Origin of the sequence: Lysinibacillus cavernae (assembly GCF_009724685.1) — a bacterium.
GTDB lineage: Bacteria > Bacillota > Bacilli > Bacillales_A > Planococcaceae > Lysinibacillus > Lysinibacillus cavernae.
Genome location: NZ_WMEF01000002.1, coordinates 230,087 through 246,134 on the forward strand (window position 1 = coordinate 230,087; position 16,048 = coordinate 246,134).

Sequence of the window (16,048 nt, forward strand, 5' to 3'; positions counted from 1 at the left end):
TTTGAAGGGGGCATTGGTGAGTGTGAAAATAGACCAAGTGGGGAAATATTGCCTCCATCAACAATGCGATATTACTCACAACAAGGTTAAATTTGATCACAGCACGATGAAGAGTGTCAATTTTATAGTTTCACAATGCTAAAATTTACAAACACCCTCTAACTTTTTGGAGGGTGTTTGTATGCTAATCATATTAGATTGATTTTCGATAAGCGTTTAATGTTGAATTGTGCTTAGTGTTTGATAAGAATTTTTGGAGATTGTGTTTTCCCCATGGTCCTAATTTATTAGCACTAGAGCCTAATAAACCATCCCTGGCGGCGTTTTTAAGTGTTTCCAACTGTTTAGTAGAGAGTTTAGAGGTTTTGCTTTCTTCAATAATTTTATTAACGCTGTTAAGTCTTTCTTGACTCCCCTTAGATGTCCCATTCGCCTCATTGCCAGTTCGTTTAGTTAATCCGTAATACTTAGATGAAGACCGACGAGACATTAAATATTGCATATTTGAAAATTTAGAAGTGATCATAATTTAATTTTCTCCTTTCTATTAGATAAATTATGAGTCCATTGTTGTTATCGAACAAAATATGGAATAATTTAGTTTTAGATAATATTTTATAGACAAATATGTCCATTTACTCAATTAATTTGATTCTGGGCTTTTTTATTTTTCATGATAAATTTACTATGATTGTGTAAATGCTCCTTCATTCCCATACACGAAAATGTTACATTTCCCCCGAAAACCCATGAAATCAGGCAAAAAGCATGTCTTTGTACTTTCATGCGAAACCTTGCTATAATAGGCTCTGCGAATACATACGAAAAGGGGTAAATAAATGAACGCTTATGATGAATATATGAAGCAAGTTGTGAAACCAATGCGTGAGGAACTGGTGGAGGCTGGATTTACTGAGCTGACAACGGCTGATGCGGTGAATGAATTTATGACTGAAACGAAAGGAATTTCGTTAGTGGTGATTAACTCAGTGTGTGGTTGTGCGGCAGGACTTGCACGTCCAGCAGCGCGTGAGGCGATTGCAGCGGTGAAGCCGGACAATCTAGTGACGGTGTTTGCGGGGCAGGATCCAGAGGCAACTGCAGCAATGCGCGGTTATTTTGACGATGTGCCACCTAGCTCACCATCGATGGCAATTTTAAAGGATGGGCAGTTAGCGTACTTTATTCCACGTGAGCAAATTGAGGGATTCCCTGTGGAGCAAATTGTCTCCCATTTAACCGGCGTGTTAGAACAAACATGCGAGCAATAACAACAATTGTGACGACAGCGGGCAGACCAGACGATGTATCGATGGCGCTCGCTGCTTTTGCGTGTCAAGAACTAGGCGCCGCGTTTGAACCGAGGAGAAAGCGTTCTGTTCGTAAAATTTCACAGGAGTTGCAGGCTCATGTGATCGTGGCGGGGAAAGATCGATATGACTATTATGCATACGGGGCACAGGAGCCGTTTTTCTTTCATCCTAACTCTGCGGCATTTCGTTTGAAACGTATTGCACGTGGTGAGGCAGAGCCATTTTTAGAAGCGGCACAGCTTCAGCAGGGTGATACTGTGCTTGATTGTACATTAGGGCTAGCAGCAGATGCCATGCTAGCAGCTTATACAGTGGGTGAAGTGGGCCGTGTTGTAGGACTGGAAGCGAATTCGAATGTCGCGTTTATAGTTAGACAAGGAATGCAAAGCTACGATACGTCCGAATTGCCGTTAACAGCATGTATGCGACAGATCGAGGTCGTTCAATGTGAGGCTGTGGGCTATTTAAAATCCTTACCAGACAATGCGTTTGATGTGGTCTATATGGACCCGATGTTTGAGGAGATCATTGAAGAGGCCAATAATTTTCAGGCACTAAGGCTAGCGGGGGAACATGTCACATTAACAGATGAATGGGTGCATGAAGCCAAGCGTGTAGCGAGAAAGCGTGTCGTGTTAAAGGCACATTTTCGTTCGGAATGGTTTGCACAGTACGATTTCCGGCAATTGACGAGAGAAACAGCGAAGTTTCATTATGGTGTGCTTGAGGTTTAGGGGGCTTGTTTTTTGAAATAAGTCTTTATTTTATTTGCTCAGAATGGGTATCAAGAATATCTTATTACCCTTTACTTTTGTAAAATAAGATGTTATAATAATTCACGTGCTATTTTAGGTGGCATATTTCTGTAATCTGGCATTCTGCTTTTTGTTTTTGTAGATACTTATTCACACTGGCGCATGCTTTGGGGCTGCAAGGACGCAAAAGATGGTAGGGTTTGCGTTGCTTAAGTTAGAAAGCTCACAGTGGAATTTTACCGCGGTAATGAAACTAATTCTGTTTCAAGATAATATTCCCCAGATGATTGGGTTGAGACTTTTACAATTTACGAAAATGTTACCTATAAATACTAAAGGGGTGGTTTCGCAATAAGCGAGGCTGCCCCTTGTCTAATTTTTCTAGTCTGTCGTTGTCATCTACGACAGGCTATTTTTTATTTACTAAATTATATTGGAATACATTACCGTTTACTCAGATACTTAAATAAGTAATAATAAAAATAAGAATATTAGGTATAATCTAAATTCTGAAATTAGAAAACTGAAAAATCAAAAAGGTGAGGGATGTCTATGGGAATAGTCAACGCACAATCCACGAATGTAGTCACACAATTAACAGAAATGGCTGAAACACGGCAAGAAAGTATGGATCAGCTAATATCACTTTATTGTCAAGAAAGGCTTCTTTATCGCCTATCTGTATCATCATATGACGATCAATTTAACTTAGATGGAGATTTGTTATTATTTGCCTTAACAGAAGGATTGGTGAAGCCTTCAAAAGAAATCTTACTGATAGCTAAACCAAGTGTTCATCAAAACGAGATTGTGAAACAGGCATTTAAAGAAATTTGTTCGATTGCAGTTCCTGAGGATGATATTGAATGGTTCGAAGAGGAGATAGAGAGTACTTTAACCGATGACGGTATACACTTAACAATACCAGTTGCATTGGCCCAGATCACATCATACATAGAAGTAAGAATTAATTTTAAAGAAAATGTTCGAGTGACACCTAAAACCATTGTATTTCCAACCTTGCTAGACATGAAAGCAGCTGTGCTTTATACATACCCAATGGAATTCATAATTGCACAAAAATTTATAGAAATGTACCAATACCCAGCATTAGAGAAGACAGCGAGTGCAATGGCGGAAGTGAATAAGCTGTTACAAACCCAAAACATAGACGGACGTATATTGCAGGCGTATATCGTAGAATTGTTTGATCGACATCACTTTACAATTGAATTGAATCCTACTCTCGAAATATCAGGTGTACTCAAACACTTTTTTAGCCCAGTTTATGAGGTCATTTTGGCCGAGAATGAATTCTTCAAACAATGGAATGTCACCAATCAAGCTTGGCAATAACAATAGAAAACCCGCGAACATCATATAGTTCGCGGGTTTCTGCATAATATAAATGAAATTAGTCCGTGAAACATAAAGATGATAAGTAACCTAACATTAATAAAAGACCAATACCCATTGCGATGCTCATGCTTTGTACCTCCTTTAAAAAACCGACACATTATTCATAAATATTGTACAATGAATTATAGAAATATGAAACCTTTTAATGACGATAACGTATATAATAATAGGAGAATTACCAATTTGTACATAAAGAGAAGGTGATAATAAATGAAGACGTGGGTTAAGAAAAGTATAGTCATCATGGTTGCGTTTTTAACATTTGGATTAATAACGCCTACACATGAAATTTGGGAAGCATTCGATCAAAATCCTTCGAATCGCGCATCTATCGGACCTTCATCAGGGACAAGCACTGCTGTAGCTGCTGAGCTTGATGATAGTAGAGACGAGCAGGTCCAGATTCAAGAGGAAGAGATTGATTATAATGCCTTACTGGTGGATGCAGCGAGAGAGCAATCGTACATAAAGTTTGGTACTAAAATTGGTCCAAAAATTAGCAATGAATTTGATAGCATCATCTTCCCAAAAATAGAAGAGGCGATCGAGATGACAGTTGCCAATCTTGACGAGCAAACCGTAGCATCTTTAACCATCTCTGAAAAGCCAAGTGGTAATTATGGTGAAAAAATTTTTAACGTGATCAACAATGAAAACGGTAAAGATATTATCCGTTTCCATGTGCGTACAGAAAAAAGACCACAGGAAGGCTACTATTACAATTTCCACTATCACAGTGCTGAGGATGATTTCATGGCACACAACAACCTAGGCGATATTTATTGGGAAAAAAACACACCACCTAAGTGGTTGTCATAAAATACCCGAAACACTCGTTTATACAGCGGGTGTTTTTTTGTGCGAAAACGTTGATATATCAATGTTTATAGTGAATCACTTAATTGTCACTTTTTAATGTAATATAGTGAGAGGAGGTAGGGAAAAACAGTTGCCACAGGAAGAAGTACTAGCAAAGGTACACCGTAAGTATCATGTATTATGATGAAGAGGTAGCCTCGATTAATAACAAACAATACGAATGTACAAGGATGTTGGGGGCTAATTTGAAATGAACGTCGATGAAGATGAAACCGGTATGACTTACGATAAGTCGTTTCAAATCTGGGTTGATTTGAATGTGAAACATGTAAAAACTCTAACAATCTTATAAAGGTTAGTGATATCACAGAAGAATTTAAAGCAAAATTTCAAAACTTTTTATTCAAAGGTGCTCTTAAGGTTGTTCAGGACATGCACAGATTGGCTGTTAAATATTTTGCAGAATTTGAACAAAACAAAACAGTACTGCTTATTTAGGACAACCAGATTCAGGAAAAACACATCTATTAATAGCCTTGGCAAGCCTATAATGGCTAAAGATTCTATTGAAAAGCATCGAGAATTATTACCCTCGATGCTTTTTGTCATTTGTCAAAATTGTTCAACTATCAAATCAATCATACTCTTCCTGCTTAAGCGCTCTCTTAGGAGGTCTACGTTATAATACTTCTAAAATTAACACTTCCTTTTTTTAAAAAAATTATTTGCTTCTTCTATTTGCTGCCTTGGTAAAGTCCGTAGTAGTTCTTCTTCTAACCACGCTATTGTTTTACTTCTTAAATAATTCCGCATTTGTTCTTCAGCTTCAAGCATTACACTATTGATCGTACAGATTGATTGACCTGAACAAGATTCACACTTTTGGTTTGTATTTTGATAAGCAAAATTTGCTTTAATATTCTTACACTGAAATATCGGGTCTTCACCCTCGACAGCTCGCACAACATCCCAAAATGTAATATCTTCTGGTTTCTTATTGAGTCGATAACCCCCTTTTACACCAGATACTGAACTTACAATCCCTTCCTTGGACATCTTCCCTAAAACTTTTGAGAGATAGGTCTCTGATAATCCTTGAAATTCTGATAAATCTTTAATTCCAATACTTTCATTTGGTGGTACATCAATTAAATAAACTAGGCTGTGTAGTGCATATTCAACCATAACACTATATTTCATTATTTCACCTTCTTAAAACAATATGTTTATCATGATAGTAACACATTTTAGAAATACATAAATTAATCAGTTTGACAAAAGATAATTAAAAGAGTATATTGTAGACAAAGTTAATCAACGATTAAATTAATCGACGATTAATAATGTCTTTATTATAATGGAGGATTTTTTATGAGTAAACTACTTGTTATTAATGCACACCCCGAAGTGGAATCAAAGACTTCTATGAGCCTTCAAGTTTTTGACCATTTTCTAAGAACATATAAAGAGAATAAAGATGAAAATGAAGTTATTGAACAGATTAATCTATATGAAGACGTTGTTCCTATGATAGATAAAGTTGTTTTAAGTGGTTGGGAAAAGTCACGAAATGGGGAGCCTTTGACATACGAAGAAAATGAAGTTTTGGAACACATGAATAAAATTTTAGTTCAGTTTAAAAGCGCAAATAAATATCTGATTGTTATGCCTTTGCATAATTTTAATATTCCTTCAAAGTTAAAAGATTATATGGATAACATTCTGATTGCACGAGAGACATTCAAATATACAGAAAATGGTTCTGTCGGGTTGTTGAATGATGGAAGAAGCATGATTGTATTACAGGCAAGTGGTTCAATCTATACAAATGATGATTGGTATACTGAAGTGGAGTATTCTTACAAATACCTTAAATCGATGTTTAACTTTATTGGAATAGATGATTTTAAAATCCTTCGTGCCCAAGGGACAGCATTATTGAATACAGAAGATGTTTTACAAAATGTACTTAATAATTCGGACCAATTATCATTTGAATTAGCGAATAAATAATGGAGGTATTAACAATGACACAACGTATGAATTATTATGAAATTGCACCAGATGCTATGAAGATAATGATGGAAATGGAAAAATACACGAAGAAAAGTGGTGTTGATAGAAAACTTCGTGAACTCATTAAAATCAGAGCTTCTCAAATTAATGGCTGTGCATATTGCATCAACATGCACACTGCTGATGCTAAAAAAATGGGAGAGACTGAACAGCGTTTATACTGTATCAGTGCTTGGAGAGAATGTACATTTTATTCAGAAGTTGAAAAAGTAGCATTAGAATTAACTGAACATATTACTCTTATTTCTGAAAAACGTGTTCCTGATGATTTATATGAACGTGTTCGCAAACATTTTGATGAAAAAGCATATGTCGATTTGGTTATCTTGATTAATCAAATTAATAGTTGGAATCGAATTTCTATCGCTATGGGTAATGTTGCAGAATAATTAACAGGTAGCTATTTTTCTTCTTTAGTACATGTTAGTACTTGTATTGATTAAGAAAGAATGACCAAAATATCCGCAATGTCACAAAAGACGGATATTTGTTTATATGATAAATCATCACGTATCATTGAAGGGAGTCTATTTGAACTCTGGGAAAAACAAACCACCAAAGTGGTTGTCATAAAAATACTCGAAACACTCGTTTAGATAGCGAGTGTTTTTTGTGCGAAAACGTTGATGTATCGATGTTTGTAGTAGTTCACCAAATCCTAAAGGTTTTTACCACCAATATGAGCCGAGGGTTTACTACACAGCACAAACAGAGGAGTTGATTGCATGAGACAACGTAAACGGCATACCAATAGACATTCCTAGTGCTCGCAAGCAGGTTCTGAAGGGTAAAAAAACCGGTAGATAATTCTACCGGTTTTTTACAATCCGTCTTTAACCTTTACATCTACTGAAATCGGAGAGCCATCATTAGTATCAAAATACAATGTCCAAGAACCCTGTTGAGAAGCCCCGAAATAGTGTTCAGAAATAAGGGTTTTTCCTGGTGCAATCGTAAATCCGCTGATCCAAGCAGTACCACCTGGGAAACCATCTTTACATTAATAGTTTTTGCACTATTATTTTGAACAAAAACTTGAACTTTTTCAGTACCCGATGCCGGTGCTTTATAACTAAAATTAAGAGAGCCTTGACCTGTTGGGAAGGAAGCAGATGTTTCAAGAATTACGGCATATGGAGTAATTACAATACTATTTTGATTGTTGTCTTCATCAATGAATTTAACATTAGGAACTTCCGTCACAGTAGAAGAGGTTACTGAAATAGATGGAATACTTGTGCTATTAGCTGCAAGTGCTGAAGATGCCCCTCCTATAGACGCTGTTAAAAGTGCAGCAGTTAGTATAGTTGAAATTTTTTTCATAATTACATGCAACTCCGAAATATTTATTTCTATCACATTAAAATATTACCATTTTAAAATTAAAAAGTAAAAATAGTATAAAATATACTATTAGTAAATTAAAAACCTTAAGAAAAGATTTGATTTATGTCCCAATCAACACGGTTAAGTTTTATGAAAATGAAAAATATCCATTTCAGATATTAGTAGAGAAAAAATGGTTAGTGAAGGGGCGTAAAATGAGGGAGTATGCACTATACAAAGGTGATCAGATGGTGTACATGTCTGACTTAGGCCTTACTTAAAAGCAAGCTCTCAATAAAGCATACAAACAGGTAAGGCCACCAAGCCAAATAGTGCCATTCTGAACTACGAGTATTGGAGAAAACAATGTAGCGCAAAAGAAAGTTTTATAAAGATCGTTAGTTTTCTTAGAAGTGATTATATCGTTGTGTATTTATGTCGGGATAGTTTTTGTGTAAAATTTTAAAACGTGGTAAAATAAACCATAATAACATGTTAAAAGACACGGAAAGATCATTTAATAGGAGGTTGAGTGTATGAATGATAAAAAGAATAAAAAATTACAAATTTTAGCAATAGTGTTAATGATAGCATTACCGGTTGCGGCGTTTGTTATTTTTTTCTTAGGTCATTACATGGTGGGTTCAGTTTTATTTGTAATTTTTCTGATTATTTTGAATTCTATTAGTGGTTGGAAGAAAATTAAAAATGATGAATACGTTTACTCAAAAAATTTTAAAAATAGTGAGAAGTGGTAATTAAAATTAGGATCGCCTACGCTATTTTTATTGACTTATTGACTAAGAAAGAAGGGGGTCATTCCCTATTATTGAATTTAGTAATGAAAAGGGGAAATTATTAAATAAAACAACATACTATTTTAAATCCTTAATGCTTTATAAATACCTAGTCAATAGCTAATAAATATTTTTAGGAGTGTCGCAAAATGAGTGGTCCAGATATAAAAAGTGTTTTTCCCATGAAAAATATTAGAAGCTTATGTTTTTTAAAAAATGTGGTGGTTAACCCAAATATTGAAATTGGGGATTACACGTACTATGACGATTCTAATAATCCTTTGGGGTTTGAAAAAAATGTCCTTTATCATTTTGACTTTATTGGAGATAAACTAAAAATCGGAAAGTTTTGTGCTATTGCTTCCAATGTCAAATTTATTATGAATGGTGCAAATCATAACACAAATTCTTTTACAACGTTTCCTTTTGGTGCCTTTGGTGGAGATTGGGAAGTAGGTTTAGAGAATTTAAGTGGTGGATTCAAAGGTGATACAGTTATAGGAAATGATGTTTGGATAGGCTATAATGCTACCATTATGCCTGGTGTTAAGATAGGTGATGGAGCTATTATAGCGACAAATACTGTTGTAACAAAAGATGTTCCATCTTATTCAATTGTAGGAGGGAATCCGGGAAAATTAATACGCTATAGATTCGAGCAGGAGACAATTGATATTCTCAATATCATCAAGTGGTGGGATTGGGATATAGACAAGATAACTGAATTCATACCCGTTTTGACAGGCAATAATATTAGTGCTTTAAAGGAACTGATAAAGTCACAATAAAAAACTGTTAAGCACCAGTAAGAAAATTGAAAGCTATTTCAATTATTACTGGCGTATATAGCATAGAAATAAAGAAGCTATCCATTAGAAATAAAATATTTTGATTTGCTAAACACTTTCAATAGAAGGTGTTTTTTATTTTCCCAAACGAATGGAATGTGCCTTCCACATCGATTGTGGAGGGCTTTTATTATACGTTATGAGAGTAATCGAGATGGGCAACGGTACATTGTACTGAAAGGCAAAGGACGTGGTGGATAATTGGAACAGTAGGTGGCTGGGGCTTATTAATGACAGTGTTGTTGCTATTGAATGCGGTTGCTACTGCTGGGAATGATGTAGTACTTCGCTAAGGAAATGAATATTTAATTTCCTCTCATTAATTAGAATGTATACCAAAGATATTGTGAAAATCATTTAGTTTTCACTTTTTATTGTAATACAGAAAAGGGAGGTAGCGATAAGCGTTAAATACATTTCTACTTATAGCCTTGCAATGATGTGTTTATTGGGACTATTGTGCAGCAAAAGCTGAAAAGATTATTCCAATCAGCTTTTGCCTTTTTAATTTATTGACTTTACCTTTAATCCCAACAAAGAAGCAAAACCGATAGCTTGTTCAGTGGAAACTTCACATCCATTCAAACTTTCTGGGCTTACATTAAGTCTTTCAAAATGACACGTACTAATATCGATACCGTTTAAGGACGTTTGAGAAAAATCAGCATCATTAATATCACTTTCATTAAATTTCACCTTGTTTAGCAAACAATCATAAAAATTCGCACCTTGTAGTGTTGAGTTGTCAAATATTACTTGTTTGAAACGAGTTTCAGAAAAATTGCATAGATTTGCAATGCAATTTTCAAAAGAAACGTTTCCAAGATTAGCCTCAGAAAAATTCAGTCCTAATAATTTACAGTTTCTGAAATTGACTCTATGTATAATGCCTTCACATAAGTTTGAATTAGATAAATCGCAGTTTTCAAAAATTACATCAGTCAAATCAATTTTGCTAAAAGAAACATCAATGAATTTTGCATTTTTAAAAACAACTTTAGACACAACTAATTTCTCAACAATATCATTATCAATTGCTGTATCAGTAATAATACAATTTGATAAATATGGTTCTTCATCATAATAAATATCTTGAAAATTAGCTTTTTCTAAATCTGAGGGGATCTTTGGTAATTCAATTTTGAAGCTTCGTGACATATTAGCACACCCTTTAAAAGTTAGTAAAATCTATACGTAAATTTAAAACAAAAAAAATAGAATGAAAAGACTTTTTTATTTAGAAAAAGTATGCACAAATTTAAATTTCTATCACATTACTGAACAATATGAAGATTTTGTTCAGTAAGAAAGAAGAAAATGAGGGGTTATTAAAAAGGAGGTTAATCAAGCGAATGCGATTACCTTAATCTCAATGTGAGAACTAGTAAACCAGCAACGGTTCCCACATTGCATAAAGGTACTTAATGTAAGTAATAAAATTAATTATTTTAAAACCTTTTTGATAAATTCTGTTTTAGCTTTTGTGTATGATTCTCTATCTTGGTTAAACCTTTTAGCTAACCCTTGCTTAAGCATTGAATATTCATAAACTAATTGTGGATTTTCTCGTAAACGGTTGCGAAATAAAAGTTGTTGCTCCCATCGCTCATTTCCTTTAACCATTAAATGTAAGTGGGCAACACGCTTATTGTTTTTAACCTTTACAAAGAACCTTCGCCAAGGTCTTTCATCTAATTCTGGGCTAACATAATGCCAATCATAATTAGCCAATTTAGCTAAGATTTCTTCTACTCGATCAAATGAGTCTGTTTCTGCCATTAAATCAATTATAGGTTTTGCTGGTAGACCGGGTATGGATGTGCTACCAATATGCATTACCTCGCTTATACCATAAGGGTTAAGAAGATCATAAAGGTGTTGCTCTTCGGATCGCCCTTGGTCTTGCCAATCAGGATTTGCTGTTACTATTTCTACAGTCTCATTCGCCCATATTGGCCAATCATTTGGATTATTATTAATCATTTAAAACAACCTCCTTTAGCTAATTTTAACACTATTACGAATATTATTAAAATAGACCTAGTTTTGATGTGGTTTTGAGAACAAAAAGTTAAATTCTTCCAAAACGATAGGGTAATACAATTAAATTTACCAATATTTTGGAAAGTAGGGGTTGTATAGATAGTTGAAGGAATCAAACAAAAAAGGAATTTAAGATATTTTGTTATGAATTTAGGAATAATTCTATTATTTAAATACAATATTGTAAGTATAAAAAAGTAACAAGTTAGACCTCAACCAGTTTTTAGTTAAAGTCTAACTTATGGAGTTCACTACAAATTCAAACCTGAGGGACTTTTGGTGTAATTAATACTTTAAATCATTATGTAACATGATAGTATGTAGCGATCTCTTTTAAATCAGACGCCTTGAAATTAGCTAAATCAATCTTGTCAAAGTCTCCCTTTTTAAACAGCACAGTCATTGCAGAACCAGGATTAATGTTTCCATATGCATCTTTCAAGTTAGCTTGCCAATTGATACGGATATCGCTCATATCCTCTACACCTTTTAATACTTTAATTAATTCAGCTGTATTACGTTGAGTATAATCTAGAGTATTCTTTTTTGTTCCTGCATCGTCATTCAACATCTCTAAATAATAGATATCTCCCATGCTTTCAATGGTGATATTTCGATCATTTCCATCAATAGTAGTAGTGCCGAATAAATCAGTAGCTATCTTGGCAATACGTTCTTCTAAAGGGATGCTTTTATCATTTGCAATAGACATATCGATAACAATCTCATTACCCTTCACAGCTTCAACAGGAGCAGCTGGTTGAGAATCTTCCTTTGCTTTTTCTTCACTACATGCCGCTAACAGCACAGTTGACAATATTCCTATAAATAATAATTTCTTCATAGTAAAATCTTCTCCTAAAATGTAATATGTTACCTATTTTAGTTGATATTTAGCTGATTGTACATACAAAAAACAGTCAACATTTAAGTAGGTTGGTAACAGGTGCTGATTAAAAAGGAATTACTATTAAATATAGCTAAATTAATAAAACGTATAACCTTTGATCAGATACAAAAAGCATCATTTGTAGAAGCTGGTGATTAATCAAGAACAATTACTTCCATTAATGGATTCATTACTAAAGGAACTTCGACAAGACTTCTTTAACCTCGAGTGAAAACTATCACAACAACAGATGGACGACTGTAGACGAATTTTTTAGTGAATGTACAGGTTGCTACGGCAGGGAATGATGTAGGCTTGCGGTTAATCAGTCATTGAAAACCCTTTATTACAAGAAATTCAATCATTATCAAAATACTTCACTGACCGTACTTGTCAGTGAAGTTTTTTTATAATGTACATGTTCCAAATTAAATTTTTAGGAGGCATAAAAATCATGAAGGATTTGAAGTATCAATTTTATATTGCAGGTACACCTGAGGAAGTTTGGAAAGTACTTATCTCTCCTGAAGGTACAAAACAAATTTATTATGGCTCCATCATAAAATCTACCTTTCATGTAGGTGATCTTTTGGAGTATATAGGTCCTGGGGTGGATGGAGATGAGACGGTGCATGTATACGGAAACGTATTGGAATATGAACCAAATAAGGTACTTCGATTTACTCACTACCCTGGCAAATCTTATATAAAAGGCAATCGTGCATTAGAGTCAAGGATTTCTTATCTTTTAGAACCTGCTGATTCATGCACAAAATTGACAGTCATTCAAGATCAGTGGAAAGAAGGAGATTCCACTTACGAGAACAGCGACAAGGCCTGGTGGATGATTTTAAGTAATACAAAGACTTTAGTAGAAACAGGAAGTACACTAGACTTTGGTAAAGGTTTATAGAGCCGTCACAAAGGAAGTAATGAAGTACAAATTCTTAAAAAATGTATTGTAAGAGTTGTGTCGTATTGATTTTGATAAAGTTCCCGAAACTACAAACTAAAAACCAGGCGCTCGGATGAGTACCTGGTTTTATCTCTATAAAAAAATCACCTACTAATAGGTGATTAATCAAGATTGACTTTAAGTTCTCTTAGAATTAAAAGAACGCCAATTCCATACACAATAGAAATTGCTAAAGGCACAAGAGTGAAAGCTTGATTTATAAAGAAGCTACCTAAGATTAGAGCAGAAAAACAGGATCCTAAAGTAATAAATAAATAAGCTTTACTTTTATAAATCCATATGTAAGGAAGAAAATGTGAGCCTGCAAGTAAACCGATTGTGAAGGGAAGGTATTCAGGTATTTTCATATACACAATGATAAATACAGGTATGTAAAAAGCTTGAGGAGCTGCAACTATTCCACCTAAAGTTCCTAAAGGGTTGTCAGTGGTGAATAAATTAACACCAAGAATTTTACTAATAAAAATTCCAATAGGAAAAATTACACCTAAGCCGAATATCCAAATTAAACGTACAGCTTCTAATGGGAAAACGAATGGCATCAGGGTGAAAAGTAAAAAAACAAAGGCGCCAGATAACAAAATTGGGTATCCCTTTTTTGCTTCAAATATAATTTGTTGTTGTAAATCATCAAGTGTTTTATTCATAAACATACCACCTTTCGTAAAATCAATAGAATGTCACTATAATATACCATCTTTTTACTATTTTTACTATATGTGATTAAAGAAATGGAGGTTTATATAGTGGCTTTATTGAATTAGTTAGTATGGTATTATTTGGTTATAAATAGTAGAAGGATAATAGATTGTAGTAAGGTTGGTGGAATGAAAATGGTTTGCTTAACTAGGAGTTAGAAGAGAAGGATATACCGTTTTAATAGAAATTTATCAATCAGCAGGGGGGATGAAACATGACGAACACATAATAAAAAAATTTTCAATGCAAGCACACACAAAGTTATTGGATTAAAAGATAACAACAAAATTGTAGGTGTTTGTAGGGCTCTTTTTGATGGCGTATTTAATGCTGCTATTTACGATGTTGTTGTTCATAAAGATTATCAAGGAAGAGGAATTGCTCGACTTCTTTTAAAAGACATTATCACACAGTTAGAGGATGTTTCTTGCATTCATTTAATCGCAACAACAGGTAAAGATTCTTTTTATGAAAAAATAGGATTTAAAAAATTGAAAACAGGTATGGCCATCTATAAAAATCAGAAACTAGCACAAGAGTACTTAGAGTGATGTATCTATTGTGAAAATTAAATTACTGAACCTTTGAGGATTAAAACGAAAAAAGAGCGATTAAAAAGTCGCTCTAAAAAATTCAGAATATCCCATATTCATCGGTACTGCCCAAATGTAAAAAGCAGCAAGAGCTACGCAAACTAAAAGGGATTTATAAATTTTATGGGGGAGTAATTTTTCAAAGATTGACGAAAAAATAATGATACATCCAATTTCAACAGCCATTAATAGCATCACTGGAAGAATGATAAATAGCACACTTAATCCACCAGATAAAAATGTTGTTAATAAGTTCATATAATTACCTCATTATGTATTTTGGTAAATTATAACACAAAAAAGACGTGACGTTTGTACATGCCAAAACGTATTCCATTGGTGCATGGGAATCGAGAGCTTGAGGTACTACATAGGTTGCTTAATGGGAACAGTATGAGCGCTTTATAATTAGATAAAGGGATATATTTAGTACTCCGTTATTCAAATCAAAGGCTATGGATTCTCATATTTATAAATAACCAGGCGCTCTAGTGAGTACCTGGTTTTAAATCAACTGAACTCGGTCGGCGTAAAGCTTCTCGAATGTGATAATCTACTTTTTCTCTCTGTTTTGAATTATAGTAATCAATTTTTGGTCTTTTCTTTAAAACGTTCGATGAGAAAATCAATAAAATATCTACTTGCTATTGGTAATACCCTTTTATCTTTGTATACCAAGCTTATTGTACGTCTGACAGAAGGCGAGATAGGCTTTGTTACAATACTATATGGGCATCTATCTAAAACAAGTTTCGGTAATACGGATATTCCAAGACCTTGTTCAATCATAGACATAATAGCATAATCATCGTGTACGCGGAATTGTATATTAGGTTCAAGGCCATTCTGTTTAAAAACGGTTAATGTTTCATTTATTTCTCCTTCATCTAAAAGAATATATGGTTCACCGATTAATTCTTTCAATAATACTTTGTTTTCAGATGCTAAGTAATGATTTGTTGGTAATACGGCAAGCATGTCGTCTTCTTGCAATGGAATGGTAGTTAGTTTGGACACAGCGTCAGGATTAACAAAGCCAAAGTCTACGAAACCTTCTTTCACCCAATTAGAAATAACCGTATATTCACCTTGATATATATTAAAATGAACAGCTGGGTACTTTTGTTTAAAATCTTTTATTAGTTCAGGTAGCCAATGACATGCCACGCTAGAAAATGATCCAATACGAATAAGCCCTCTTTGCAACCCCTTCATCTCATTTTGTTTTTCCAATAGTTCCAATTGAGAATTACTGATATTTCTAATATACGGTAAAAATTCTTCGCCATCTGGTGTAAGCGTAATACCAGTTCGAGAACGCAAAATTAGAGTGGTAGAAAGTTCTTTCTCTAAGGAATTTACCATTTGACTAATGGCTGACTGGGTGTAACCTAATTCTTCAGCAGCCTTTGTAAAATTACCTGTTTCAATTACTTTAATAAAAGCATGGTAAGCATTCATTTTAAATCACCTTTTGTATTAGATTTTCTAATAG

Annotated in this window: 18 protein-coding genes and 1 pseudogene; 10 read left to right on the forward strand and 9 right to left on the reverse strand. The window is 34.1% G+C overall.

The features are described from left to right. Positions 1-193: 193 nt before the first annotated feature. Positions 194-526: a hypothetical protein gene (locus tag GJU32_RS05565; protein WP_155590953.1), complete on the reverse strand. Its 333-nt coding sequence runs from the start codon at positions 524-526 to the stop codon at positions 194-196. A gap of 313 nt (positions 527-839) precedes the next feature. On the opposite strand from GJU32_RS05565, the gene GJU32_RS05570 reads away from it, so the two are divergent. From GJU32_RS05570 to GJU32_RS05585, 4 genes are all read left to right on the forward strand, one after another. After that, positions 840-1,271, forward strand: coding sequence for a BrxA/BrxB family bacilliredoxin (locus GJU32_RS05570; RefSeq protein ID WP_155590954.1), 432 nt, complete (start codon positions 840-842; stop codon positions 1,269-1,271). Next, entirely contained in the window at positions 1,259-2,047 is a 789-nt protein-coding gene (locus GJU32_RS05575) for a class I SAM-dependent methyltransferase (RefSeq protein WP_155590955.1), read from the forward strand. The genes GJU32_RS05570 and GJU32_RS05575 overlap by 13 nt, the downstream gene beginning before the upstream one ends. A 573-nt stretch (positions 2,048-2,620) precedes the next feature. Then, on the forward strand, positions 2,621-3,424 hold the full coding sequence (locus tag GJU32_RS05580; protein WP_155590956.1) for a nucleotidyl transferase AbiEii/AbiGii toxin family protein: 804 nt from the start codon (positions 2,621-2,623) through the stop codon (positions 3,422-3,424). Positions 3,425-3,697: 273 nt separating this feature from the next. Beyond that, on the forward strand, positions 3,698-4,306 hold the full coding sequence (locus tag GJU32_RS05585; protein ID WP_155590957.1) for a YpjP family protein: 609 nt from the start codon (positions 3,698-3,700) through the stop codon (positions 4,304-4,306). A 696-nt stretch (positions 4,307-5,002) separates the two neighbouring features. Here GJU32_RS05585 and GJU32_RS05590 read toward each other — a convergent pair. Beyond that, positions 5,003-5,506, reverse strand: coding sequence for an Rrf2 family transcriptional regulator (locus tag GJU32_RS05590; RefSeq protein ID WP_155590958.1), 504 nt, complete (start codon positions 5,504-5,506; stop codon positions 5,003-5,005). A 171-nt stretch (positions 5,507-5,677) separates the two neighbouring features. On the opposite strand from GJU32_RS05590, the gene GJU32_RS05595 reads away from it, so the two are divergent. Then, entirely contained in the window at positions 5,678-6,319 is a 642-nt protein-coding gene (locus tag GJU32_RS05595; protein WP_155590959.1) for an FMN-dependent NADH-azoreductase, read from the forward strand. A gap of 14 nt (positions 6,320-6,333) precedes the next feature. Next, positions 6,334-6,771 (forward strand): carboxymuconolactone decarboxylase family protein, encoded by a 438-nt coding sequence (locus GJU32_RS05600; protein WP_155590960.1) that lies wholly within the window; start codon positions 6,334-6,336, stop codon positions 6,769-6,771. Between the two features lie 457 nt (positions 6,772-7,228). On the opposite strand, the gene GJU32_RS05605 is transcribed toward GJU32_RS05600, so the two are convergent. Then, entirely contained in the window at positions 7,229-7,705 is a 477-nt protein-coding gene (locus tag GJU32_RS05605) for a hypothetical protein (protein ID WP_155590961.1), read from the reverse strand. A gap of 539 nt (positions 7,706-8,244) precedes the next feature. On the opposite strand from GJU32_RS05605, the gene GJU32_RS05610 reads away from it, so the two are divergent. Both GJU32_RS05610 and GJU32_RS05615 read left to right on the forward strand, forming a co-directional pair. Then, entirely contained in the window at positions 8,245-8,466 is a 222-nt protein-coding gene (locus tag GJU32_RS05610; RefSeq protein ID WP_155590962.1) for a hypothetical protein, read from the forward strand. A gap of 188 nt (positions 8,467-8,654) precedes the next feature. Further along, positions 8,655-9,293 (forward strand): CatB-related O-acetyltransferase, encoded by a 639-nt coding sequence (locus tag GJU32_RS05615; protein WP_155590963.1) that lies wholly within the window; start codon positions 8,655-8,657, stop codon positions 9,291-9,293. A 564-nt stretch (positions 9,294-9,857) separates the two neighbouring features. Here GJU32_RS05615 and GJU32_RS05620 read toward each other — a convergent pair. From GJU32_RS05620 to GJU32_RS05630, 3 genes are all read right to left on the reverse strand, one after another. Next, on the reverse strand, positions 9,858-10,511 hold the full coding sequence (locus GJU32_RS05620; protein ID WP_155590964.1) for a pentapeptide repeat-containing protein: 654 nt from the start codon (positions 10,509-10,511) through the stop codon (positions 9,858-9,860). A 285-nt stretch (positions 10,512-10,796) separates the two neighbouring features. Next, positions 10,797-11,336 (reverse strand): GrpB family protein, encoded by a 540-nt coding sequence (locus GJU32_RS05625; protein ID WP_155590965.1) that lies wholly within the window; start codon positions 11,334-11,336, stop codon positions 10,797-10,799. Positions 11,337-11,697: 361 nt separating this feature from the next. Further along, entirely contained in the window at positions 11,698-12,240 is a 543-nt protein-coding gene (locus GJU32_RS05630; protein ID WP_155590966.1) for a hypothetical protein, read from the reverse strand. Between the two features lie 499 nt (positions 12,241-12,739). Here GJU32_RS05630 and GJU32_RS05635 point away from each other — a divergent pair, with 499 nt between their 5' ends. Continuing rightward, a complete protein-coding gene (locus tag GJU32_RS05635; protein WP_155590967.1) occupies positions 12,740-13,198 on the forward strand; it encodes an SRPBCC domain-containing protein in 459 nt (152 codons plus the stop codon). Between the two features lie 164 nt (positions 13,199-13,362). Here the strand turns inward: GJU32_RS05635 and GJU32_RS05640 are convergent, their stop codons facing one another. Next, positions 13,363-13,908, reverse strand: a complete 546-nt coding sequence (locus GJU32_RS05640; RefSeq protein ID WP_155590968.1) for a DUF7010 family protein — start codon at positions 13,906-13,908, stop codon at positions 13,363-13,365. A gap of 221 nt (positions 13,909-14,129) precedes the next feature. Between GJU32_RS05640 and GJU32_RS05645 the strand changes: the two are divergent. Then, positions 14,130-14,511, forward strand: a pseudogene (locus tag GJU32_RS05645) (GNAT family N-acetyltransferase). Between the two features lie 60 nt (positions 14,512-14,571). Here GJU32_RS05645 and GJU32_RS05650 read toward each other — a convergent pair. Both GJU32_RS05650 and GJU32_RS05655 read right to left on the reverse strand, forming a co-directional pair. Then, positions 14,572-14,811 (reverse strand): hypothetical protein, encoded by a 240-nt coding sequence (locus GJU32_RS05650; RefSeq protein ID WP_155590969.1) that lies wholly within the window; start codon positions 14,809-14,811, stop codon positions 14,572-14,574. 327 nt (positions 14,812-15,138) lie between these two features. Beyond that, positions 15,139-16,014, reverse strand: coding sequence for a LysR family transcriptional regulator (locus tag GJU32_RS05655; protein ID WP_155590970.1), 876 nt, complete (start codon positions 16,012-16,014; stop codon positions 15,139-15,141). Between the last annotated feature and the right edge of the window lie 34 nt (positions 16,015-16,048).